The sequence below is a fragment of the Bradyrhizobium paxllaeri genome (genome assembly GCF_001693515.2).
GTDB lineage: Bacteria > Pseudomonadota > Alphaproteobacteria > Rhizobiales > Xanthobacteraceae > Bradyrhizobium > Bradyrhizobium paxllaeri.
Genome location: NZ_CP042968.1, coordinates 7,013,554 through 7,035,809 on the forward strand (window position 1 = coordinate 7,013,554; position 22,256 = coordinate 7,035,809).

At 63.6% G+C, this 22,256-nt stretch carries 17 protein-coding genes and 1 tRNA gene; 12 read left to right on the forward strand and 6 right to left on the reverse strand.

The annotated features are described in order from the left end of the window. Positions 1-20 precede the first annotated feature (20 nt). A complete protein-coding gene (locus tag LMTR21_RS33560; RefSeq protein WP_065752234.1) occupies positions 21-491 on the forward strand; it encodes a hypothetical protein in 471 nt (156 codons plus the stop codon). Positions 492-650: 159 nt separating this feature from the next. Beyond that, entirely contained in the window at positions 651-2,420 is a 1,770-nt protein-coding gene (locus LMTR21_RS33565; protein WP_065751836.1) for an adenylate/guanylate cyclase domain-containing protein, read from the forward strand. 152 nt (positions 2,421-2,572) lie between these two features. On the opposite strand, the gene LMTR21_RS33570 is transcribed toward LMTR21_RS33565, so the two are convergent. Then, positions 2,573-2,647, reverse strand: a tRNA-Val gene (locus LMTR21_RS33570). Positions 2,648-2,781: 134 nt separating this feature from the next. Beyond that, positions 2,782-3,141 (reverse strand): cell cycle two-component system response regulator CpdR, encoded by a 360-nt coding sequence (gene cpdR / locus LMTR21_RS33575; RefSeq protein ID WP_027539837.1) that lies wholly within the window; start codon positions 3,139-3,141, stop codon positions 2,782-2,784. Between the two features lie 321 nt (positions 3,142-3,462). Here cpdR and LMTR21_RS33580 point away from each other — a divergent pair, with 321 nt between their 5' ends. The 4 genes from LMTR21_RS33580 (at position 3,463) to LMTR21_RS33595 (ending at position 7,988) form a co-directional block, all read left to right on the forward strand. Then, on the forward strand, positions 3,463-4,350 hold the full coding sequence (locus LMTR21_RS33580) for an N-formylglutamate amidohydrolase (RefSeq protein WP_065752235.1): 888 nt from the start codon (positions 3,463-3,465) through the stop codon (positions 4,348-4,350). A 553-nt stretch (positions 4,351-4,903) separates the two neighbouring features. Beyond that, complete coding sequence (gene hisN, locus LMTR21_RS33585) at positions 4,904-5,683, forward strand: histidinol-phosphatase (RefSeq protein ID WP_065751837.1); 780 nt, start codon at positions 4,904-4,906, stop codon at positions 5,681-5,683. 246 nt (positions 5,684-5,929) lie between these two features. Continuing rightward, positions 5,930-6,925 (forward strand): Bug family tripartite tricarboxylate transporter substrate binding protein, encoded by a 996-nt coding sequence (locus LMTR21_RS33590; protein ID WP_065751838.1) that lies wholly within the window; start codon positions 5,930-5,932, stop codon positions 6,923-6,925. A 97-nt stretch (positions 6,926-7,022) separates the two neighbouring features. Continuing rightward, positions 7,023-7,988, forward strand: a complete 966-nt coding sequence (locus tag LMTR21_RS33595; RefSeq protein ID WP_065751839.1) for a Bug family tripartite tricarboxylate transporter substrate binding protein — start codon at positions 7,023-7,025, stop codon at positions 7,986-7,988. A 45-nt stretch (positions 7,989-8,033) separates the two neighbouring features. Here LMTR21_RS33595 and LMTR21_RS33600 read toward each other — a convergent pair whose 3' ends face one another. Next, the gene (locus LMTR21_RS33600) at positions 8,034-8,927 is read right to left on the reverse strand and encodes a LysR family transcriptional regulator (RefSeq protein WP_065751840.1); all 894 of its coding nucleotides are present in this window, start codon (positions 8,925-8,927) and stop codon (positions 8,034-8,036) included. A 207-nt stretch (positions 8,928-9,134) separates the two neighbouring features. On the opposite strand from LMTR21_RS33600, the gene LMTR21_RS33605 reads away from it, so the two are divergent. Next, positions 9,135-9,887, forward strand: coding sequence for a sulfite exporter TauE/SafE family protein (locus LMTR21_RS33605; protein ID WP_065751841.1), 753 nt, complete (start codon positions 9,135-9,137; stop codon positions 9,885-9,887). A gap of 71 nt (positions 9,888-9,958) precedes the next feature. On the opposite strand, the gene LMTR21_RS33610 is transcribed toward LMTR21_RS33605, so the two are convergent. Continuing rightward, positions 9,959-10,618, reverse strand: a complete 660-nt coding sequence (locus LMTR21_RS33610; protein WP_065751842.1) for a LysE family translocator — start codon at positions 10,616-10,618, stop codon at positions 9,959-9,961. A 175-nt stretch (positions 10,619-10,793) separates the two neighbouring features. Here LMTR21_RS33610 and LMTR21_RS33615 point away from each other — a divergent pair, with 175 nt between their 5' ends. Both LMTR21_RS33615 and LMTR21_RS33620 read left to right on the forward strand, forming a co-directional pair. Beyond that, on the forward strand, positions 10,794-12,608 hold the full coding sequence (locus tag LMTR21_RS33615) for an adenylate/guanylate cyclase domain-containing protein (protein ID WP_065751843.1): 1,815 nt from the start codon (positions 10,794-10,796) through the stop codon (positions 12,606-12,608). Positions 12,609-12,763: 155 nt separating this feature from the next. Continuing rightward, a complete protein-coding gene (locus LMTR21_RS33620; RefSeq protein ID WP_065751844.1) occupies positions 12,764-13,432 on the forward strand; it encodes a hypothetical protein in 669 nt (222 codons plus the stop codon). Positions 13,433-13,435: 3 nt separating this feature from the next. Here LMTR21_RS33620 and LMTR21_RS33625 read toward each other — a convergent pair whose 3' ends face one another. Continuing rightward, complete coding sequence (locus LMTR21_RS33625) at positions 13,436-14,383, reverse strand: alpha/beta hydrolase (RefSeq protein WP_065751845.1); 948 nt, start codon at positions 14,381-14,383, stop codon at positions 13,436-13,438. Positions 14,384-14,619: 236 nt separating this feature from the next. Here LMTR21_RS33625 and LMTR21_RS33630 point away from each other — a divergent pair, with 236 nt between their 5' ends. Both LMTR21_RS33630 and LMTR21_RS33635 read left to right on the forward strand, forming a co-directional pair. Further along, complete coding sequence (locus tag LMTR21_RS33630) at positions 14,620-15,087, forward strand: Hsp20 family protein (RefSeq protein ID WP_065751846.1); 468 nt, start codon at positions 14,620-14,622, stop codon at positions 15,085-15,087. A gap of 253 nt (positions 15,088-15,340) precedes the next feature. Then, positions 15,341-16,117 carry an alpha/beta fold hydrolase gene (locus tag LMTR21_RS33635; RefSeq protein WP_065751847.1) on the forward strand — a complete coding sequence of 259 codons (777 nt, stop codon included), beginning with the start codon at positions 15,341-15,343 and terminating at the stop codon, positions 16,115-16,117. A gap of 147 nt (positions 16,118-16,264) precedes the next feature. Here LMTR21_RS33635 and LMTR21_RS33640 read toward each other — a convergent pair whose 3' ends face one another. Beyond that, a complete protein-coding gene (locus tag LMTR21_RS33640; RefSeq protein ID WP_065751848.1) occupies positions 16,265-17,008 on the reverse strand; it encodes a hypothetical protein in 744 nt (247 codons plus the stop codon). A gap of 479 nt (positions 17,009-17,487) precedes the next feature. On the opposite strand from LMTR21_RS33640, the gene gltB reads away from it, so the two are divergent. Continuing rightward, positions 17,488-22,236: a glutamate synthase large subunit gene (gltB, locus tag LMTR21_RS33645; RefSeq protein WP_065751849.1), complete on the forward strand. Its 4,749-nt coding sequence runs from the start codon at positions 17,488-17,490 to the stop codon at positions 22,234-22,236. The last annotated feature ends 20 nt before the right edge of the window (positions 22,237-22,256 follow it).

Genomic DNA, 22,256 nt, shown 5'->3' on the forward strand with positions numbered 1-22,256 from the left:
ATCGAACCGGAGATCGTTTCATGCCTGCGCCGCACTTTTACGCTGCTCTCGTCGCCTTGAGCTTCGTTCCAACGCTCGCCATCGCCGCCAATACGGAGTGGCGGCCATATGTGATCGCGAGCACCGGGACCAGCGTCGAGATGCCGGTCTCGATCTTCACCAGCGATGCCGGACCGCCTGAAGGCGGAACAGGGCGACGGTTTTTCACCGAAGACCGCCGCGCTGACCTGACGGTGCAGTCCGTTCCCAATCCCGAGAACGATTCGCCTGCCACGTTCCTCGCCAAGCAAAACCCGCCGGCCGGCATCATCTACAAGCGCATTACGCCGGACTTCTTTGTCGTCTCCAGCATCCGCAAGGACCGCATCTGGTACAACCGCTGCAACCGCGGCAACGGCGCCATGAACTGCGTGATGATCAATTATCCCGCCGCCGAGAAGCGCCAATGGGACGGCGTGGTGACCCGGATAAGTCACACGCTGAGGAACTAGCATCCACCTCCTCGGCGCGCCGCAATCGCGCCACCTTCACCTGTCCTGACCCAATCACTGCAATTTGGAGTGGGTACTCCCGATGCTGCCAGCCGGCGACACCTGCTCACCTTGGGCCGGCGCGGCAGATCTGCTAGACTGCCTGTCAGCGAGGCGAAAATGGACGCGCCCGGACCCGAGCGAAGGCTCGCTGCGATCCTTGCCGCCGACATGGTCGGCTACAGCCGGCTGATGGAGGTCGACGAGGCGGGGACACTCGCACGCCTCAAAACCCATCGCCTTGAGCTCATCGATCCCTCGATTGCCAAGAACCGGGGCCGCATCATCAAGACCACCGGCGACGGCATGCTGGTGGAGTTTCACAGCGTCGTGGACGCGGTGTCGTGCGCTGCAGAGGTGCAGCGCCGGATGGCGCGGCGCAATGCCGATGTGTCGCCGGCGCGATGGATCCAGTTCCGCATCGGCATCAATCTGGGCGACGTGATCATCGAGGAGAACGATATCTTCGGCGATGGCGTCAACGTCGCGGCGCGTCTCGAAGTGCTCGCCGATCCGGGCGGGATCTGCGTCTCGGCCGCGGTGCGCGATCAGGTCGGCGACCGGCTTGGCGACATCGCCTTTGAGGATCTCGGCAACCAGAGCGTCAAGAACATCACCCGCCCGATCCACGTCTTTCGGGTGCGCTTGGAGCAGGATGCCGCCGAGGCTCGCATGATGAGCGGCAAAGCCGGCGCGACCGCGACGAGCACGACCCGAAAACCGTCCATCGTCGTGCTGCCGCTCGTCAATATGAGCGGCGATCCGGAACAGGAATTCTTTGCCGACGGCCTCACCGAGGACATCATCACCGAGCTGTCGCGATTCCACGATCTGCTCATCATCTCGCGCAACTCCGCTTTCGTGCACAAGGGCAAGGCGGTGAAGGTGCAGGAGGTCGCGCGCGAGCTCGACGTCGAATACGTCCTCGAAGGCAGCGTGCGCAAGGTCGGCGATCGCGTCCGCGTCACCGTGCAGCTGATCGACGCGCAAACCGACCGGCATGTCTGGGCGGAACGCTACGACCGCAAACTCGAGGATATCTTCGCGATCCAGGACGAGGTGACCGGCGCCATCGTCAGTACGCTTCCCGGCCGCGTCGAGGCCGCCACGCAGGAACGCGCGAAGCGCCAGCGACCGGACAACATGGCGGCCTATGAATGCGTGCTCGCCGCCAGGGTGCTGCACCACCGCTCGCGGCGGGAGGACAATGCGGAGGCGCAGATCCTGCTCGACCGCGCCATCGCGCTCGATCCGAACTATGCGCACGCCCATGCCTGGAAGGCGTGCGTGCTGGGTCAGACCTGGGTCTACGGATGGTGCGAAGATCGCGATGCCAGGTTCCGGCAGGTGGCGGCCGAGTTGCAGCTGGCGCTGGCGCTCGATGACAATGACAGCGACGTTCATCGCATCCTCGCCGCGGTCAACCTGACGCGCGACGATCACGACAGGGCGGCCTATCACCAGGAGCGGGCGCTCGCACTCAACCCGAACTACGATCTGGTCGTGGTGCAGCAGGGCGAGTTTCTGACCTGGGTGGGACGGCCGGAAGAAGGCATCGACTGGATCAGGAAGGCGATGCGCCTCAACCCGTTCCACCCCGAACGCTTCTGGAACCACCTCGGGCGCGCATATTATTGCGCGGAGAAATTTGCCGAGGCCGCCGAGGCGTTCGCGCGGATCACGCGGCCGGACTTCACCCATCACGCCTTCCTCGCCGCCATCTTCGCGCAGATGGGCGACGGCGTTGCGGCCGCCGCACATGCCGCCGAGGTCGTGAAACTCGAGCCCGGTTTCTCGGTGGCCACCTATCTCGCCACCCAGCACTACAAGCAGGCGGCCGACCGCGCGCGCCACGAGGCGGGATTGCTCAAGGCGGGATTGCCGGCGTGAGGTTGGCGAGCGATCTAAATGATCATTCTGAACGTAGCTTGCGGCATGAGCCCGCCTTCGCCAATGGCTTCGGCGAGGCAGCCTTCGCTTGCTTCGCTACGATGGAACAGAGGCTGGCTTGCCGAGCCGTAGCTTGCGAAGCAAGCGAAGGCTGGTGGGCACGACAGGGATCGAACCTGTGACCCCTACCATGTCAAGGTAGTGCTCTCCCGCTGAGCTACGTGCCCTAGAATGGGACGACCAGTCATCCCGCTCCAGCTTTATTCGTATTGGGTGGGGTCCGTATATCGGCTCCAAAGCGCCCCCGCAAGGACGCTTGGAAGTAATTTCTGAGGTGATTTCGCGCGGAATGGCCGCCGAATCAGGCCGCCAGCATCTTGTTCACTTCGCTGACCAATTCGCGGAGGTGAACCGGCTTGGCCAGCACCTTGGCGTTCTTGGGTGCTTCCGAATCGGAATTGAGCGCCACGGCGGCAAAGCCGGTGATGAACATGATCTTGATGTCGGGGTCGAGTTCCGAGGCGCGGCGCGCCAGCTCGATACCGTCCATTTCGGGCATCACGATATCGGTCAGCAGCATCTCGAACGGCTCCTCACGCAGCCGCTGATAGGCCGACATGCCGTTATCGTGGGGCGAGACCTGAAACCCGGCGTTTTCGAGCGCCTTGACCAGAAAGCGGCGCATGTCGTTGTCGTCTTCGGCAAGGAGGATCTTGTGCATGGCGGTCAGTCGTCGAACCCGGCTTGGAGGATCATTCCGCTCACTAAGCCCGATAGAGGGTAAATTTCGGGTGAAAGGTAACGGCTTCTTGGCGGTAGCAGGCAGAGCTATTTTTTTAGCGGCGCGCATCAGGAGCGATCAAGGCGGCGCTTTTCGGGCAATTGCGACACCTTCTGAGAGCATGACGGCTTTTTTCGCTTGGCAGAATGATTACGATTACGGACAATGCATCCTTACAAAACCCTGTCCTTCACGCAGAATCGGTTGCTTGATCGATCGCGGCGGAAGGGAATGCGGACATTCAAGGGACGGCGCCCGACGATGACCCAGTTTGATGGCGAGCTGTCGCCCCCGTTCGAGATCGTGGAGCCGGCGAGCTGGCGGGCGCCGATCATCTTCAACTCCCCCCATTCCGGCTCGGTCTATCCCCGGGCATTCCTCAACGCTTCCCGGATCGACCTTGCGGCGCTGCGCCGCTCCGAGGATTCGTTCATGGACGAACTGATCGGCGGCCTCTGCGAGCGGGGTTTTCCGACCGTGCGGGTCAATTTCCCCCGCTCCTATGTCGATGTGAACCGCGAGCCCTATGAGCTCGATCCGCGGATGTTCACCGGGCGCCTGCCGAGCTTCGCCAATTCCCGCTCAATGCGCGTCGCCGGCGGCCTCGGCACGATCCCGCGCGTGGTCGGCGACGGGCAGGAAATCTATCGCGAGCGGCTTTCCGTCGACGAGGCGCTGGGGCGGATCGAAGCGCTCTACAAGCCCTATCACCGGGCGCTGCGGCGGCTGATCAACAAGGCCCATCAGGCGTTCGGCACGGTGATCCTGGTGGATTGCCATTCGATGCCGTCGGTTGGCGTGTCCCGCGACGAGCCGCGGCGGCCCGATATCGTCATCGGCGACCGCTACGGCACCAGTTGCGCGAGCCTGTTGCCCGACGTTGTCGAGGAGGTCATGAGCAAGCTCGGCTATTCGATCGGGCGCAACAAGCCCTATGCCGGCGGCTTCATCACCGAGCACTACGGCAACCCGGCCAGCGGCCTGCACACCGTGCAGCTCGAACTCAACCGCGCGATCTACATGGACGAGCGGCGCCGCGAGCGCAGCCCGCGCTTTGCGCAGGTAGCCGCCGATTTCGCTGCGCTGGCGGACGCACTGGCGCAAGTGCCGCTCGGCGATCTCGGCCCGTTCCAGGCGGCGGCGGAGTAAAGATTGGATCGTCATTCCGGGATGGTCCGAAGGACCAGACCCGGAATCTCGAGATTCCGGATCGCCGCTGCGCGGCGTCCGGAATGACGTCTCTGCCCAAAAAGAAAAAAGGGCCGCTTGAATGAACAAGCGGCCCAAGTCTAGGGAGGAAACGCCCAAGGAGGGCAGCGATAGCGCGAGGCGCTACCGCACCGCAACAATATGCGACCGCGCTGCACAAAAGGCAAGAGTTTTCGGATCCATTTCGTTGCAAACAGGGTCCAGTCTGGCGAATCGGCAACACCGACGGCATCTTAAATTAATGAAGTAATATCAAAGACCTACGTGTTAAGCGCGACCAGTTCCGTGTTCACTGCAGTGCTGGTATGCCAAAACTCGCAACTTTGTGATGGCCGGGCTAACCAAAAATCCACGCCTAAACGAAGCCCGTTCGAAAGCCGATTCGAAAGTCAGCCCTCAAAGACGGGTGGGAATAACGCAGCGTTGGTCGTGCGCCGCCGCCCGGATTGGGATAGGCAATAGGCCGACATTTCTATTGCGGTAAGGGACAGCCGTGACGGTCATCGATTTCACAGCGTTTATCGGGCGCCTTGCCACGGCTTCGGGCGAGACCATCCTGCCGTTCTTCCGGACCTCGCTCTCGATCGACAACAAGAGCGCCAGCGATTTCGACCCGGTCACCGAGGCCGACCGCGCCGCTGAAGCGGTGATGCGACGCCTGATCAAGGCGAATTTTCCCCAGCACGGCATCGTCGGCGAGGAGTTCGGCAACGAGCGCGAGGACGCCGACTATGTCTGGGTGCTCGATCCGATCGACGGCACCAAATCCTTCATCGCGGGATTTCCGATCTGGGGCACCCTGATCGCGCTGTTGCACAAGGGCACACCGGTGTTCGGCATGATGCATCAGCCCTATATCGGCGAGCGCTTTTCCGGCGACAGCGGCTCGGCACATTATTCCGGGCCGTCAGGCGAACGGCGGCTGACCGTGCGCCGCTGCGCCTCGCTGAAGGAGGCGACTTCTTTCACCACGAGTCCTCTATTGATGAACGCGGCCGACCGCGAAATCTTCGGCCGGGTCGAGAGTGCAGTAAAACTGTCGCGCTATGGCGGCGACTGCTACTCCTACTGCATGCTGGCGGCGGGCCATCTCGACCTCGTGGTCGAGACCGAACTCAAGCCCTACGACATCGCGGCCCTGATCCCGATCGTCACCGGCGCCGGCGGCATCGTCACCAACTGGGAAGGCAAGCCCGCCCAGAGCGGCGGCCGCATCGTCGCCGCCGGCGACGCCCGCGTGCACGAGGCCACGCTGAAATTGCTCAACAGCTAGAATACAGCCGCGTAGCTCGCGCATACGGACGAGCTGCTGCCTGACGCAGCTATAGCGTTTTCGAGCGAAGTGGATACCGGTTCGCGTGAAGAAAACGCGTCAAAACAAGAATCTAGAGCTTCGGTTCTGATTCTATCAGGATCGATGCTCTAGCTCCCGCTGCAACCGACGGGACCTTGCATCGCGCTGTTCATTGCGTACGATGGCAGCCAACGCGCACGACAGATGCGCCATCGGGGGGCATTTATGAGACTGCTGAGTAGGCTGCTTGCTGGACTGACGCTGCTATTATCGCCCGTATCGTTGCCAGTCTTATTGTTACCAACCTCGGCCTCGGCGCAGGATTTCCCCGCAAAACCGATCAAGCTGATCGTCCCGTTCCCCGCCGGCGGCCCCAACGACATCATCGCGCGCGTCATCGGCCAGCGCATGTCCGAAATTGCCAAGCAGCCTGTGCTGATCGACAACCGCGGCGGTCAGGGCGGCGTGCTCGGCACCGACGCGGTCGCAAAAGCCCCGCCCGACGGCTACACCATCGCGATCTCCAGCGCGGGCGCACTCGCCATCAGCCCGAGCATGGAAAAGGTCGCCTACGACACGCTGAAGGATTTCGCGCCGGTGACGCTGGTCGCCACCGTGCCCGAGATGCTGGTGGTCGCAACCAACGTCCCCGCCAAGGACATGAAAGAACTGATCGCGCTTGCCAAGGCGCAACCGGGGAAACTGAATTTCGCCTCGTCCGGTCCCGGCAGCCTGCCGCATCTGGCGGGCGAATTGTTCAAGCTGACGGCCAATATCGACATCGTGCACGTGCCCTATCGCGGCGCCGCGCCGGCGGTGAACGACCTGCTGGGACAGCAGGTGCAGATGACGTTCCTCGACCTGCCGGTGCTGCTGCCACAGATCAAGGCGGGTGCGCTGCGGCCGATCGCCGTTGGCGCGCCCGAGCGGGCGCCGACGGCGCCGGAAGTACCGACCACCGCCGAGGCCGGCATGCCCGGCATGATCATCGAGAACTGGTATGGCATGGTGGCGCCCGCCGCCACGCCACCGGCGATCATCGCTCACCTGCACAAGATCACGACCGAAGCGATGCGCGACCCGACCGTGAAGGAAAAGCTTGCAGCCCAGGGCGCAACGCTGGTTGGCGACTCGCCGGAACATTTCCGCGGCTTTATCGACAGCGAAACCAGGAAGTGGACGAAGGTGATCAAGGACGCGGGAGTCGTGACGACGAAGTGAGCATTACGACACGGACGACCGCATCCCTGACGATGGCTGCACTTAAAGACTGAACAGCCGGGATTGGCCCGGCCACGACAAGTGACCGGAGGCTTCCATGAAGGCTCTTCGCGTGCTTCTCATCGGATTGTCCGTGCTGCTGCCGGCGCTGGCGGCAGCGCAGGATTTCCCCGCAAAACCGATCAAGCTGATCGTGCCATTCCCGGCCGGCGGGCCCAACGACATCATCGCGCGCGTGGTCGGCCAGCGCATGTCGGAAATCGCCAAGCAGCCGGTTGTGATCGACAATCGTGGCGGTCAGGCCGGCGTGCTCGGCACCGACGCGATCGCCAAGGCGGCCCCCGACGGCTACACGATCGGAATCGTGAGCGCGAGCGCACTGGTCATCAACCCGACGATGGAAAAGGTGCCCTACGACGTGGCGAGGGATTTCGCACCCGTCACGCTGGTGACGACGGTGCCGGAAATGCTTGTCGTCGCCAGCAACGTGCCCGCCGGCGACATGAAGGAACTGATCGCGCTCGCCAGGGCACAGCCCGGCAAACTTAATTTCGCATCCGCCGGCGTCGGCGGCATGCCGCATCTTGCCGGTGAACTGCTCAAGCTGACCGCCAGTATCGACATCGTGCACGTGCCCTACCGCGGCGCCGCACCCGCCATCAACGACCTGCTCGGCCAGCAGGTGCAGATGGCGTTCCTCGATCTGCCGGTGCTGTTGCCGCACATCAAGGCGGGCAGCCTGCGCCCGATAGCGCTCGGCGCGCCGAAACGCGCGCCCACCTCGCCCGACGTGCCGACCACCGCGGAGGTCGGCATGCCCGATCTCCTGATCGAAAACTGGTACGGCATGCTCGCGCCGGCCGGAACGTCTGAGGCGATCGTCAACACCCTGAACCGTCTCGCCAACGAGGCGATGAACGATCCGCAGGTGAGGCAAAAGCTTGCCGATCAGGGTTTGACGGTCGCCGGCGACACGCCGGGGCATTTCCGCAACTACATCGGAAGCGAGACCCAAAAATGGGCGCGCGTCATCAAGGCCGCCGGCCTTGCTTCGGCCAGGTGAAACCGCAGGGCTTCCCAGACCTCGGCATTCGCTCTCCTCACATGTTCAACGTGGCGCAGATTTGCGGAGGTGGTCCGCCAGTTGCTGCGCGGGCCTGGGCAGCGACCGAAAACTCCGCGCGCAGATCACGAGCTTCCGGTTGGCCCAGGAATCCCTGATCCTGATGACATTGATCTTCATCGATCGCGCACATCGTTTCGCCGCAACTTCAGGCATCACGCCGATTCCAATGCCGGCGGCGACCATCTGGCCGATCGCATCGAAACTGTTCAACCGCGCGCGAAAGCGCAGACGCGCGCCGAGACGCGCCGCGTGTCCGCTGATATGAGTGTGCAGCGCGATCGAGCTGATCAGACCGACGAAATCGCGCTGCACCACTTCGCTGAAATCGACCTGCCGCCGGTTCGCCAGCTCGTCGTCCCGCCCGGCAACCAGCACCAGCCGATCTTCGCTGAACGGCGTCCGCTCGATATTATCAGGCAGCGCGTGCTCGGCGGCGAGCCCCAGATCGACGGAACCGGTGACGATGGCGCGGGCGATTTCCGCGCTTTCGCGCTCCTCCACGTCGATCGAAATGTGAGGATGCGCAGCCAGAAAGGCAGCCAGTGCCTTCGGCAGATATTCCGAAAGTCCCGATGTATTGGCGAGGAAGCGGACGGTGGCCTTTGCGCCACGGGCAAAGGCTAAGAGATCGCCGCGCATTGCCTCGACATTGTGGAGCACTATTCTCGCGTGATCGAGCAGGCTTTCGCCGGCCGGCGTCAGCTCGACGCCGCGACGACCGCGCGTCAGCAGCGCAACGCCAAGCGCTTCTTCCAGTCCCTTGATCCGCTCGCTCGCCGAGGCCAGTGCAAGGTGAACCTTTGCCGCGCCGTTGGTGATGCTGCGCGTCTCCGCCACTGCAACGAAGAGCTGAAGATCGACCAGATCGAAACGCATCGGGATTCCTTGGGCATAGCCGCCGCAGCTAAGCCGTCATTGCGAGCGAAGCGAAGCAATCCATCGCGCGGCAGGCAGAGAGGTGGATTGCTTCGTCGCTTACGCTCCTCGCAATGACGGGAGAGGCCCATGCCTTCGCTTTCTCCGAAGGCTGCCTCCGTAACCTCCAGATTGTGCCGATTACGCCGATAGGTCAATCTCCCCCGCATGTTCGATTCCCTGCTTCTCCTCGTCACCGCCACCTTCCTGCTCGCGGGCTTCGTGAAAGGCGCACTCGGGCTCGGCCTGCCGACGGTGTCGATGGGACTGCTCGCGGTGTCGATGCCGCCGGCCCAGGCGATCGCCATCGTCATCGTCCCGGCGATCGTCACCAACATCTGGCAAACCTTCGGTGGCCCTTACTTGCGCGACATTTTCCGACGGCTATGGCCGTTGCTGGCCGGAACAGCCGCCGGCATCTGGCTGAACGCGACGTCGCTGACCGGCCCCTATGCGCGCTACACCACCATCGCGCTCGGCCTGTTGCTGGCGATCAATGCCATCATCGGCCTGTGCAAATTCGATTTCACCGTCGCCCGCCAAAACGAAAAATGGGTCGGCGGCATCGTCGGAGTGATCACCGGCATGATTTCTGCGGCGACCGGCGTTCAGGTCATTCCATCCGTGCCGTTCCTGCAGGCGATCGGCATGGAGAAGGAAGAGCTGATCCAGGCATTGGGCGTGTTCTTCACCGTCGCGACCCTGGCGCTTGGTCTCAACCTCACCGGCGCCGGCCTGCTGACGGGTGCAACCGCACTGCCCGGCGCGGTCGCCATGGCGGCGTCCTTTGCCGGCATGTTTATCGGACAGGCGGTGCGGACGCGGCTCCAGCCGGAGATCTTCCGGCGCTGGTTCCAGATCGGCATGATTGTGCTCGGCCTCTACCTCGCCACCAATGCGCTGGCGAAGTTGATGTCGTAGCTTTCCCGGAAGCCGTGCCGGAGACCCGCTCATTTCTCGCCAGGGAATTCGCCAGATAGGCGAATCGGGCCTCAACGCGCCTCCAGCATCGCCACGCGGATACCAAGATAGACGAACAGCCCGCCGAGCGCGCGGTTGACCCAGGCTATCGCGGTGGTCGATTGCCGGATACGGCCGGCGGCCCTGGCTGCGAAGGCGGCGATGCCGAAGCACCACAACATGCCGGTGGTGATGAAGATCAGGCCGAGCACCAGGAAGGCCACCGTCTTGTGGGAAGACTCCGCCGCCACGAATTGCGGCAGGAACGCCAGAAAGAACAGCGCCACCTTCGGATTGAGCACATTGGTCAGGGCGCCCTGCCAGAACACGCGGGCAAGCGACGTCTCGTTGCCTGCCGAGCCATTGCCTGTGGCTGCTGCTTCCGCCAGCGGACGCGAGCGCGACAGCAGCATCTGCACGCCCGTAAACAGCAAGTAGGCGGCGCCCGCCCATTTCAGGACAGTAAAGGCTGCGGATGACGCCATTAACAGTGCCGACAAGCCGATCGAGGCACCGAACACGTGAACGAGGCAGCCGGTGCAGATCCCGGTCACCGCCGCCGCTCCGCCTCGCCATCCGAACTGGATGCTGCGGCCAATGATGTAGGCCGTGTCCGGCCCCGGGGTGATGTTGAGCAACAACCCGGAGAGGATGAACAGCCAGAGTTCGTGAATGCCGAGCGCACTTACCATCGTTAACGGGTTCCCTTGCACCTGAGACCAATGCCAATCCGGAAGGATTGCAGTACTATCATGATCAAATCGGCCTTCCACCAGATTGCGCATATTTTATAAACATTGGAATTGGTTGGCCGACCGCGTAGTGGTTATCCTGCCAATTCCGGCGCCGTTGGGGATATAAGGGGATATGGAGAGACGCCTGGCAGCCATCGTCTGCGCTGACGTCGCCGGCTATTCCCGAATGATGGGGGCCGACGAAGCGGGGACGCACGCCACGTTCAAGGCCCATCGAAGCGCGATCTACCCGATCATCCTCAATCACGGCGGCCGCCTGGTGAAGAACACCGGCGACGGCTTCCTCCTGGAGTTTCCTTCCATCGTTGGCGCCATCGAAGCTGCGGTCGCCATGCAGATGGTGATGGCCGAACGAAACGAACACCTGCCCGCCGATCGCTCCATGCAGTTCCGCATGGGCATTCACATGGGCGACGTGATGGCCGACGAGGACGAGGTGTTCGGTGATGACGTCAACATTGCCGTCCGCCTCGAATCGGTCGCCGCCCCCGGCGGCGTGGCGGTTTCGGGCAAGGCCTGCCATGAGGCGGGCAAGCGCCTCAGCGTCACCTTCGTCGATGCCGGTCCCTACCGGTTCAAGAACATCGAGGAACCGATCCACGTCTGGAGCTGGCAGCCCGGTGGCACTGACGCCGCCGGCCCCGCGCGCAAGGCCGCGTCTGAGACGTCGGTCACAAACCTGCCTGCCCAATATCGCACCGCGATCGTGGGCGTGCTCCCATTCGCGAATTTGAGCGAAAGCGCGGACGAGTATTTTTCCGACGGGCTGACCGAGGACCTGATCCACGCGCTCTCGCTGCAATCGTTCTATCGGGTGCTGGCCCGGAACTCGACCTTCCCGTTCAAGGGCAAGAACGTGAGCACGCGCCTGATCGCGCGCGAGATCGATGCCACCTACCTGATCCAGGGCTCGGTGCGCCGCGCGGCGAGCAAGATCCGCGTCACCGCCGAGTTGATCGCGCCCGAAACCGGCGAGCAATTATGGACCGGCCGGTTCGACCGCGACATGGGCGACCTGTTCGCGATGCAGGACGAACTCACCACCAGCCTGTCGGCGGCGATCGCAGCCGAAATCTACCGGGCGGAAGCCTCCGCCCCGCCGCGTTCCTCGTCGAACGACATCACCGCATGGGATCGTTTCCTCAAGGGGCTGTCCTACTATTATTTGCAGACCAAGGACGACGTCGAAACCTCGATCGGGCTGTTCAAGGAAGCCATCACGCTCGATCCGACGCTGTCGATCGCGCGCGCCTATCTCGCCACCGTCCAGGCCCAGGGCATCCAGCTCGGCTGGATCAAGGGCACGCGCGAAGTCTGGGATTCGGTGATGACCCTCGCGGAGAGCAGCGTCCGGCTCGATCCTCGTTCGTCCTTTGCGTTTCAGATCCTCGCCTATGTGCACGCGGCGGAAGGGCACTACGAGGCGGCGATGGATGCCGCCAAGCGTGCGGTCTCACTCAATCCATACGACATGGGCGCCCGCGGCGTGCTTGGCGTGTGTCATCTGGTGTCCGGCGAACACCGGCACGCGATCGAACTGTTTACGATGGCGGCGCAAAGCGGCAGCAACGATCCCCGCTATCAATGGGCGGCCGTGAACGCGTTCAGCCATTATTTGCTCGGCCAATATGACGCGTCGCTGTCCTGGGCGCGCGAGCAGCTTTATGTGAATCCCAACCATCTCCAGGCGCTGGCGGTACGGGCGGCAGCCCTCGCGCAATCGGGACGAACCGCGGAAGCGGCAAGTGCAACCGAGGTCTTGCTGAGCAACTATCCAAGCCTGACCGTCGACCGGCACTTGCGGAACTTTCACTGGAAGTCGGCGGCCGACGTCGCCCACTACCGCGACGGCCTTATGAAAGCCGGCGTCCCCTTCAGCAAACTGACTCTCGTCGAATCCTCTCCGAAGCTTGCCGCCGATTCCTGAACGAGAGTGTAAGGCGGTCGGTTGACACGACGCCAAATCCCGCCAAGACTTGCCCACACCCTGAAGTAGCGCGCCGCCGAATTTCCTTTTCAGAACTGTCATCCGCACGGGGGACAGGCCCTTTTTCATATTCGGCGCCTTTGAGGATTTGAACCATGTCGGATCATCCCATTGCCTCCGCCCCGGGCACTGCGCTCGCCGGGCAGCTTCCCGTTTCACCCAATAACCCTTGCCCGTTTTTGCGCGCGCTGGTCGCCAACGGCTATGTCGGCGGCGACGTCGTGCCGCTCCCGCAGCTCTCCGAAATCGTCGGGGACGCGAGCGGACAAACCGGCTTTGGTAAAAAGAAGGTGCGGATAGCAACCTGGATGGTCGCCGTCATCGCCAACGGCCTCGGGCCGGGGCGCGTATTCAAGAGCGCGACCTCGGGCGCCGTGCTCGATCAACTGCGCGACGGCCCGCTCGACAAGCACGGTGGCGGCTCGCGCATTCTCGATGCCGCGGCCAAGGTCCACGAAGAGCAAATCGACCGCCTCGCCACCTTCGGCAAGGACTGCAAGGACCCCGCCGGGGGCATCGAGACCGGGCTGACGGCGAAGGAGATCGAAACCTTCATGGCAGCCAATATCAAGCGCGACGGCGATGCGGCGCGCTGGTACTACCCGATCCTGATGAAAGGCGAATGGCCGGTGCTGTTGAAAATCCTCGGCAAGGGCGAAGGCGAGGCGCGCTATCTCAGCGTCGCCGAAGTCAGGACACTGTTCGTCGAGCGGCGATTGCCGGAACGGATCACAGCACGGCTGCCCAAGCCGGCCTCGCGCTGAGCACTACTTGAACAGCGGCGTGCCCGGCACGAAGGCGTCGAACGCCGCCCAGAACTGCGAGCGATAGCGATCCTGCTCCTGCAGGATCTCGTGCTTGGAGCCTGCGATCACCAGATGCGAGCCGGCGCGCAGGTGATAGGCGAATTCCTCGATCGCGGCCGTTGAAACGATGCTGTCGTTGCTGGCGGCCAGCATCAGGATCGGCTGGCGGATTTCGGACGGGTAGTTCATCCCGCGAAAAGTATGCATCGCCCTGAACGCGGTATCGGCCCAGGCCACCGTCGGCGAACCGAGGCCCAGCGTCGGGTCTTCTTCCAGGATCGCAGCGTTGCGGGCGTAGCGCACGGGATCGCTGGTGAAGGGGTTGTTGATGAAGGATTCCGTTCCGGTCAGCGCATCGCTGCCGCCGGGCACGTAGCGGCCGCCCTGCCCCATCAACCGCATGGTCCGAAGCAGCGCCCGCGTCGGGAACGAGGTCCTGCGTCCCGGCAGGTCGATCATCGGCGCCGACAGCACCATGCGGTCGAACCAGCGCTTTCCCGCATGCGCGACCCGCAGCATGACCGCGCCGCCCATCGAATGCGCCAGCGCGAAGAACGGCGGCGGGCAATCCGGCAGCACCACCTGCTGCACGAAGGTTTCGACATCGACCTCATAATCGGAGAAATCGCGGACATAGCCCTTGCGAGGGTCGCGCAGGCGGCGCGAGGAATGCCCCTGTCCTCGCCAGTCGATCATCGCCACCGCAAAACCGCGGTCCCGCAAGTCGCGCACCGTCTCGAAATATTTTTCGATCGGCTCGCTGCGCCCGGTGAAGACGCAGACGGTGCCCTTGCGCCCGGCCGGCGGCGCCCAGCGCGCGAACCGCAATTCCGCGCCGTCGGGCGTCTTGATGGTGCCCGAGACGACATCCTCCGGAACCGGATTGGCGGGGATCGAGACGAGCGTCATGCGAAGGAACCGGCTAGGTGAAAAGGTCTGGAATTCAAGGCGGGGGCGCAAAAAAGGGGCCCGTTTCGCCCCTCTTGAACGTCGTTTCACCCCTCCCATATCACTTCTGTGCAGGCCGCTACCAGTGTTTCGGAACCGAAACCCACGGCTCCAAAAACTAAGGCTGCACGAGACTACGGCCCGGCCCGATGGCGGGCGGGTTAATTGAAACAGTCGCTCAATGGAGGACTACCCTAATGCGTACCTACGACCTCACCCCGTTTTATCGTTCCACCGTCGGCTTCGACCGCTTCTTCAACCTGCTGGATCAGGTGACCTCGGACGGCAGCCCCGGTTATCCGCCCTACAACATCGAGCGCACCGGCGAGAACGCCTATCGCATCAGCGTTGCGGTCTCCGGCTTCGCGCAAGGCGAGCTTTCGATCGTCGCGAAGGAAAACACGCTGACGATCAAGGGCGAGAAGTCGGCCAATGAGAACGGCAACGACAAATCCGAAGTGCTCTATCGCGGCATCGCGGCGCGCGCCTTCGAGCGCATCTTCCAGCTTGCCGATTTCGTGCAGGTGAAGAACGCCTCGCTCGAGAACGGCCTGCTCCACGTCGATCTCGTCCGCGAGATCCCGGAGGCCAAGAAGCCGCGCAGCATTCCGATCAACTCCGGCGCACAGGCTCCGCAGGTGGTCGACGCTTCCGTCGCCGCTTAAGCAGTGAGAATTTCGGCTGATATTGGCCGAACGTGAAAACGCCCCGGGAGACCGGGGCGTTTTTTTGCGCTCATGACAGAGACGGCGCGATCCGCTGATTAACAGCGAATTTAAATGATGTTCGCCCCTGCAACGACTATTTCATCGCGCGCACCGGCACCGGTGGCTCGGAGACGCGTAACATTTGCAGTTCGGCGACGTACTCACTTTCGCACCCCGCACTTCAACAGAGATATCAAACCAGGAGAGATCGATGACGAAGTTACAGATCGTTGCGGCGCTCGCCGCCAGTGTGTTTGCAGGCTCGTTCGGCGCACTCGCCACGCCGGCGCAGGCCGCCGCACCGGTCAAGGTGAAAAACGTCGTGCTGGTTCACGGCGCATGGGCTGACGGATCGAGCTGGTCGGAAGTCATTCCGCGGCTGCAGGCAGCGGGACTTCATGTCACCGCGGTCCAGAATCCGCTGACCTCGCTGGCAGATTCGGTCGCTGCCACGCGCCGCGCGCTGGCGCAGCAGGACGGCCCGACCGTGCTGGTGGCGCATTCCTGGGGCGGCACCGTCATCAGCGAAGTCGGGACCGATCCGAAGGTCACGGGGCTGGTCTATATCGCGGCGCGCGCGCCCGACGCAGGCGAGGATTTCGTCGCGCTGTCGCAGAAATTTCCAGCGGGGCCGGCGCGCGCCGGCGTTCAGGAGCATGACGGCTTCACCAAACTTTCCGAGGACGCTTTCCTGAAATATTTCGCCAATGGCGTCGACCACAAGACGGCGGAAGTCCTCTACGCCGTGCAGTGGCCGACGGCGGCTTCCATTTTCGCCGGCCGCACCACCGCAGCCGCCTGGCACAGCAAGCCGAGCTGGTACGCAGTATCGAAGCAGGACTACACCATTAATCCCGACCTCGAGCGGTTTCTGGCCAAGCGCATGAACGCGACGACGGTCGAGTTGGACGCCGGCCACCTGTCATTGGTCTCGCAAGCTGACAAGGTCGCCGACCTGATCCTGGCCGCTGCCGGTCAGCATGAATAGCCGTCGCAACGGAAACGCCCCGGCAAGGCAGGGGCGTTTTTTTGTTGCTGTGTCTTGCACGTCATTCCGGGGCACGCGAAGCGTGAAATCTCGAGATTCCGGGTCTGGTCCTTCGGACCATCCCGGAATGACGTCGCGATTGTTAGTCTACTCCAGCCCCTGTGCCTTCGGCATCTCCTGCGTCGGCGCAATCTTCGGCGCAGGCTTGGCTGGAACCGATCCCGTCGTCGTCGGCGAAGCCGCGGCCTGAACTTCGGTCGGCTTCGGCACGGGTGCCGTGGCCTGCTGCTGCACCGGAGCCGCCGCAGGCTTGGCTGCGATCGGGCTGGCCTTCGGCACCGGCACCGTGCGGCTCGCAACCTTGGGGGCCGGCTTCGGCCGCGGCTCGGCCTGGACGTTGGCCGGCGCCGCCTGGACATGGGCCGGCGTGACTGTCGCACGAGCAAGCGGCGGCGGAACTCCTGGAGTTCCAGGCAGCGCACTATGCTCTTCATAGAAATCGTCACCCATGCCGTAGCGTGGCACGAAGCGGATGATCCGGCCGTTCCGCGCGTCGATCACCAGCCGTCCCCCCTCGCCGCCGCGGTCGATCGCCGCGATCGTGTAGACAAAGCCGCGGAGCCTCGGGATACCGAGCGGCGAGAAACCATTGTCGCGCAACACGGAATAGACCTCCGTCGACGGCAACAGGCCGGGGCCGGGACCATAGCCGTAGCGCGGTCCGGGCTCGTAATACGGCCCGGGAGCCGGCTGCGGCGCCACCGCATAGGGGGCCTCGAAATCCGACGCCGCCCTGTATAGCGAGCGTCCATCAGGCCCGGGCACCTGCGCCTGCGCGCCTGCAGCCAGAAGGATCAATCCCGCCGCCAAAGATCCCGTGAACAACTTCATTATTGAAAGCTCCTGTAAGCCCGCAGCCACCAGGCCCGACCGGGAGCATTTCGCTCTCTCGCCTGCCGGCCCGCGGCCAATTTCGTTACGAAATCCGGCAGTCCTTGGGCCGGATCGGGGCGCACTGCTGCCGCAAAGCCCTACTGGCGGCTTTTCCCCGGCCGCGAGCCGCCAATCCGCATGCGGGCGAGGACTTTCACGCGCTTGTGTGATAGATAAAAATTTGGCATGGTCGAAGTTAGGACAGTATCACTGTCTCAATTGCGGAGCTTTCCCGGCATGGGGATTGCAACGAAACCGTGGCGCCACGAGCGTCAGGGCAGTGCAGGCAAGGCCGTTCCTCAGGGACGTTGAACGCCCAGGCCTGAATTTAAGAAATTGCGGCTCGCGGCGGACGAGCGGTGGCCCGGTGGGTGCCGCAAGCGTCCATGGTGCGCCGACGATGCGGTGAGGCCCTTAGCCTTTGTGAGAGGAATGAAATGAGCGGGTCGGAATTCGAGCGCGAAAATATCGTGGCAGAAGCACTGTCGGCGACCGCGGCTTCGAAACCGGCCGACACTTTGCTTGAGGATTCCTGGCGCGAGCACGACTGGCGCCCGCCGGCCGAAGGCCTGTACGACCTCGGCATGGAGAAGGATTCCTGCGGCGTCGGCTTCATCGCCAACATCAAGGGTCGCAAGTCGCACCAGATCGTCTCCGACGCGCTCAACATTCTCTGCAACCTCGAGCATCGCGGCGCCGTCGGTGCCGATCCGCGCGCCGGCGACGGCGCCGGCATCCTGGTGCAGATCCCGCACGCGTTCTTTTCGCGCAAGGCCGCCGAGATCGGCTTCAAGCTGCCGGAGCCCGGCCACTACGCGATCGGCGCGCTGTTCATGCCGAAGGAAACGGCGTGGCGAAAGGTGATCCAGAGCATCATCGCCGAACAGATCAAGGAAGAAGGCCTCGTGCTGCTCGGCTGGCGCGACGTGCCATCCGACAACGCTTCGCTCGGCGTCACCGTCAAGCCGACCGAGCCCTATCACATGCAGGTGTTCATCGGCCGCAACGGCACGGCGAAGTCCGAGGACGAGTTCGAGCGCCGACTCTACATCCTGCGCAAGTCGATCTCGCAGGCGATCTATCAGCGCCGCGACCGCGGCATGGCCGGCTATTACCCGGTCTCGCTGTCGTGCCGTACCGTGATCTACAAGGGCATGTTCCTCGCCGACCAACTCGGCAAGTACTATCCCGACCTGCATGAAGCGGATTTCGACAGCGCGCTGGCGCTGGTGCATCAACGCTTCTCGACCAACACCTTCCCGACCTGGTCGCTGGCGCATCCCTACCGGATGATCGCCCATAACGGCGAAATCAACACGCTGCGCGGCAACGTCAACTGGATGGCGGCGCGGCAGGCTTCCGTGCATTCGGAGCTCTACGGCAAGGACATCAGCCGCCTGTGGCCGATCTCCTATGAAGGCCAGAGCGATACCGCGTGCTTCGACAACGCGCTCGAATTCCTGGTGCAGGGCGGCTACTCGCTGCCGCACGCGGTCATGATGATGATTCCGGAAGCGTGGGCCGGCAATCCCTTGATGGATGAGCAGCGCCGCGCCTTCTACGAATATCACGCCGCGCTGATGGAGCCGTGGGATGGCCCCGCCGCCATCGCCTTCACCGACGGTCGCCAGATCGGCGCGACGCTCGACCGCAACGGCCTGCGTCCGGCACGCTATCTCGTCACCAAGGACGACCGCATCGTGATGGCGTCCGAAATGGGCGTGCTGAAAATCCCCGAGGACCAGATCGTCACCAAGTGGCGGCTGCAGCCGGGCAAGATGCTCCTGGTTGATCTCGAACAGGGACGCCTCATTCCCGACGACGAGATCAAAGCGACGCTGGCCAAGAGCCATCCCTATAGCGACTGGCTGCATCGTACCCAGCTCGTGCTGGAGGAATTGCCCGCCGCGCCCGTCAAGGGCATGCGCTCAAACCTGCCGCTGCTCGATCGGCAGCAGACGTTCGGCTATTCGCAAGAAGACATCAGCATCCTGATGACGCCGATGGCGGCGACCGGCGAGGAAGCCGCCGGCTCGATGGGCAACGACACGCCGATCTCGGCGCTGTCGAACCGGCCGAAGCCGCTATTTACCTATTTCAAGCAGAATTTTGCGCAGGTCACCAACCCGCCGATCGATCCGATCCGCGAGGAACTCGTGATGAGCCTCGTCTCGATCATCGGGCCGCGGCCGAACCTGTTCGACCTGCAGGGCATGGCCTCGACCAAGCGTCTCGAGGTGCGCCAGCCGATCCTCACCGACGCGGATCTGGAAAAGATCCGCTCGATCTCGGAAGTTGCGGACACGCATTTCAAGTCGCGCACGCTCGACACCACCTTCCATGCCGGCTTCGGCGCGGCCGGGATGGAGCAGGTGCTCGACGAACTCTGCGCGCGCGCCGAAGGCGCGGTGCGCGAAGGCGTCAACATCATCATCCTGTCCGACCGCATGGCGGGCACGGACCGGATTCCGATCCCCTCGCTGCTCGCCTGCGCCGCCGTGCATCACCATCTGATCCGCACGGGCCTGCGCACCTCGGTCGGCATCGTCGTCGAATCGGGCGAGCCGCGCGAAGTGCATCACTTTGCCTGCCTCGCCGGCTACGGCGCCGAGGCGATCAATCCCTACCTCGCGTTCGAAACCATCATCGCGATGAAGGACCGCCTGCCGGGCTCGCTCGACGACTATGAAATCGTCAAGCGCTACATCAAGTCGATCGGCAAGGGCCTGCTCAAGGTGATGTCCAAGATGGGCATCTCGACCTACCAGTCCTATTGCGGCGCGCAGATCTTCGACGCGGTCGGGCTGAAGGCCGATTTCGTCGCCAAGTATTTTGCCGGCACCCACACCCGCATCGAGGGCGTGGGCCTGGCCGAAATCGCCGAGGAAACCGCGCGCCGCCACACCGACGCGTTCGGCGATGCGCAGGTCTACAAGACCGCGCTCGACGTCGGCGGCGAGTACGCCTACCGCACCCGCGGCGAGGACCATGCCTGGACGGCAGAATCCGTCTCGACGCTGCAGCATGCCGTGCGCGGCAATTCGCAGGAGCGTTACCGCGCGTTCGCAAAGATCCTCAATGAGCAGTCCGAGCGGCTGCTGACGCTGCGCGGCCTGTTCCGGCTCAAGACCGCCGAGGACGAGAAGCGCAAGCCCGTGAAGCTCGACCAGGTCGAGCCGGCCAGCGAAATCGTCAAGCGTTTCGCCACGGGAGCCATGTCGTTCGGCTCGATCTCGCGCGAAGCGCACACCACGCTTGCGATCGCGATGAACCGGATCGGCGGCAAGTCGAACACCGGCGAAGGCGGCGAAGAGGCCGATCGCTTCAAGCCGATGCCGAACGGCGATTCGATGCGCTCGGCGATCAAGCAGGTAGCCTCGGGCCGCTTCGGCGTGACGACGGAGTATCTCGTCAACTCCGACATGATGCAGATCAAGATGGCCCAGGGCGCCAAGCCCGGCGAAGGCGGCCAGTTGCCCGGCCACAAGGTCGACGCGACGATCGCCCGCGTGCGGCATTCGACGCCCGGCGTCGGCCTGATCTCGCCGCCGCCGCATCACGACATCTATTCGATCGAGGATCTGGCGCAGCTGATCTACGACCTCAAGAACGTCAATCCGGACGGTCAGGTCTCGGTCAAGCTGGTTTCCGAAATCGGCGTCGGCACGGTGGCCGCGGGCGTTGCCAAGGCGCGCGCCGACCACGTCACCATCGCAGGCTTCGAGGGCGGCACCGGCGCCTCTCCCCTCACCTCGATCAAGCATGCGGGCTCGCCGTGGGAGATCGGCCTCGCCGAAACCCACCAGACGCTGGTGCGCGAGCGGCTGCGCAGCCGCATCGTGGTCCAGGTCGACGGCGGCTTCCGCACCGGACGCGACGTCGTGATCGGCGCGCTGCTTGGCGCCGACGAGTTCGGCTTCGCCACCGCGCCCTTGATCGCGGCTGGCTGCATCATGATGCGCAAGTGCCACCTCAACACCTGCCCGGTCGGTGTCGCGACCCAGGATCCGGTGTTGCGCAAGCGCTTCACCGGCCAGCCCGAGCACGTCATTAACTACTTCTTCTTCGTCGCCGAGGAAGTCCGCGAGATCATGGCGCAGCTCGGTTACAGGAAGTTCGACGAGATGGTCGGCCAGACCCAGATGCTCGACCAGTCCACGCTGGTGGCGCATTGGAAGGCCAAGGGGCTCGATTTCTCAAAGCTCTTCGTCCGCCAGAAGGAGGAAAAGGGCCAGAAGATCTATCACGCCGAAGCCCAGGACCATCATCTGGAGAAGGTGCTCGACCGCCGCCTGATCGAGCGGGCGCAGGCTGCGCTCGATCGCGGCGCGCCGGTGAAAATCGAGGAAGAGATCAACAACACCGACCGCTCTGCGGGTGCGATGCTCTCGGGCGCAGTGGCCAAGATCTACGGCCATGCCGGGTTGCCACATGACACCATTCATGTCAGCCTGAAGGGCACCGCGGGCCAGGCGTTCGGCGCGTGGCTGGCGCGCGGCGTTACCTTCGACCTCGAAGGCGAAGGCAATGACTATGTCGGCAAGGGTCTTTCCGGCGGCCGCATCATCGTCAAGCCGCCGAGGAATTCCGGCATCGTGCCGGAAGAATCCATCATCGTCGGCAACACGGTGATGTACGGCGCGATCGAGGGCGAATGCTATTTCCGCGGCATCGCCGGCGAACGCTTTGCGGTGCGTAACTCGGGCGCGGTCGCGGTCGTCGAAGGCGCCGGCGATCATTGCTGCGAATACATGACCGGCGGCATCGTCGTGGTGCTCGGCAAGACCGGGCGCAACTTCGCGGCCGGCATGTCGGGCGGCATCGCCTATGTGCTGGACGAAGCCGGCGACTTCGCCAAGCTCTGCAACATGGCGATGGTCGAGCTTGAGCCGGTGCTGTCGGAAGAGCTGATCAACGCCAACACCTATCACCACTCCGGCGATCTCGAAGCGCATGGCCGTGTCGACGTGTTCCAGAACCTGCTCGATTCCGACGTCGAGCGGCTGCACGTGCTGATCACGCGCCACGCCAAACTGACCGGCTCGAAGAAAGCCGCCGAGATCCTCGCGAACTGGAAGGCCTGGCTGCCGAAATTCCGCAAGGTGATGCCGGTGGAATACCGCCGCGCGCTGAAGGAAATGAAGGCGAACGCCGACGCCGAGCCGAAAATCGCGATCGGGGCCTAGTTACACACGCCCGTCATTGC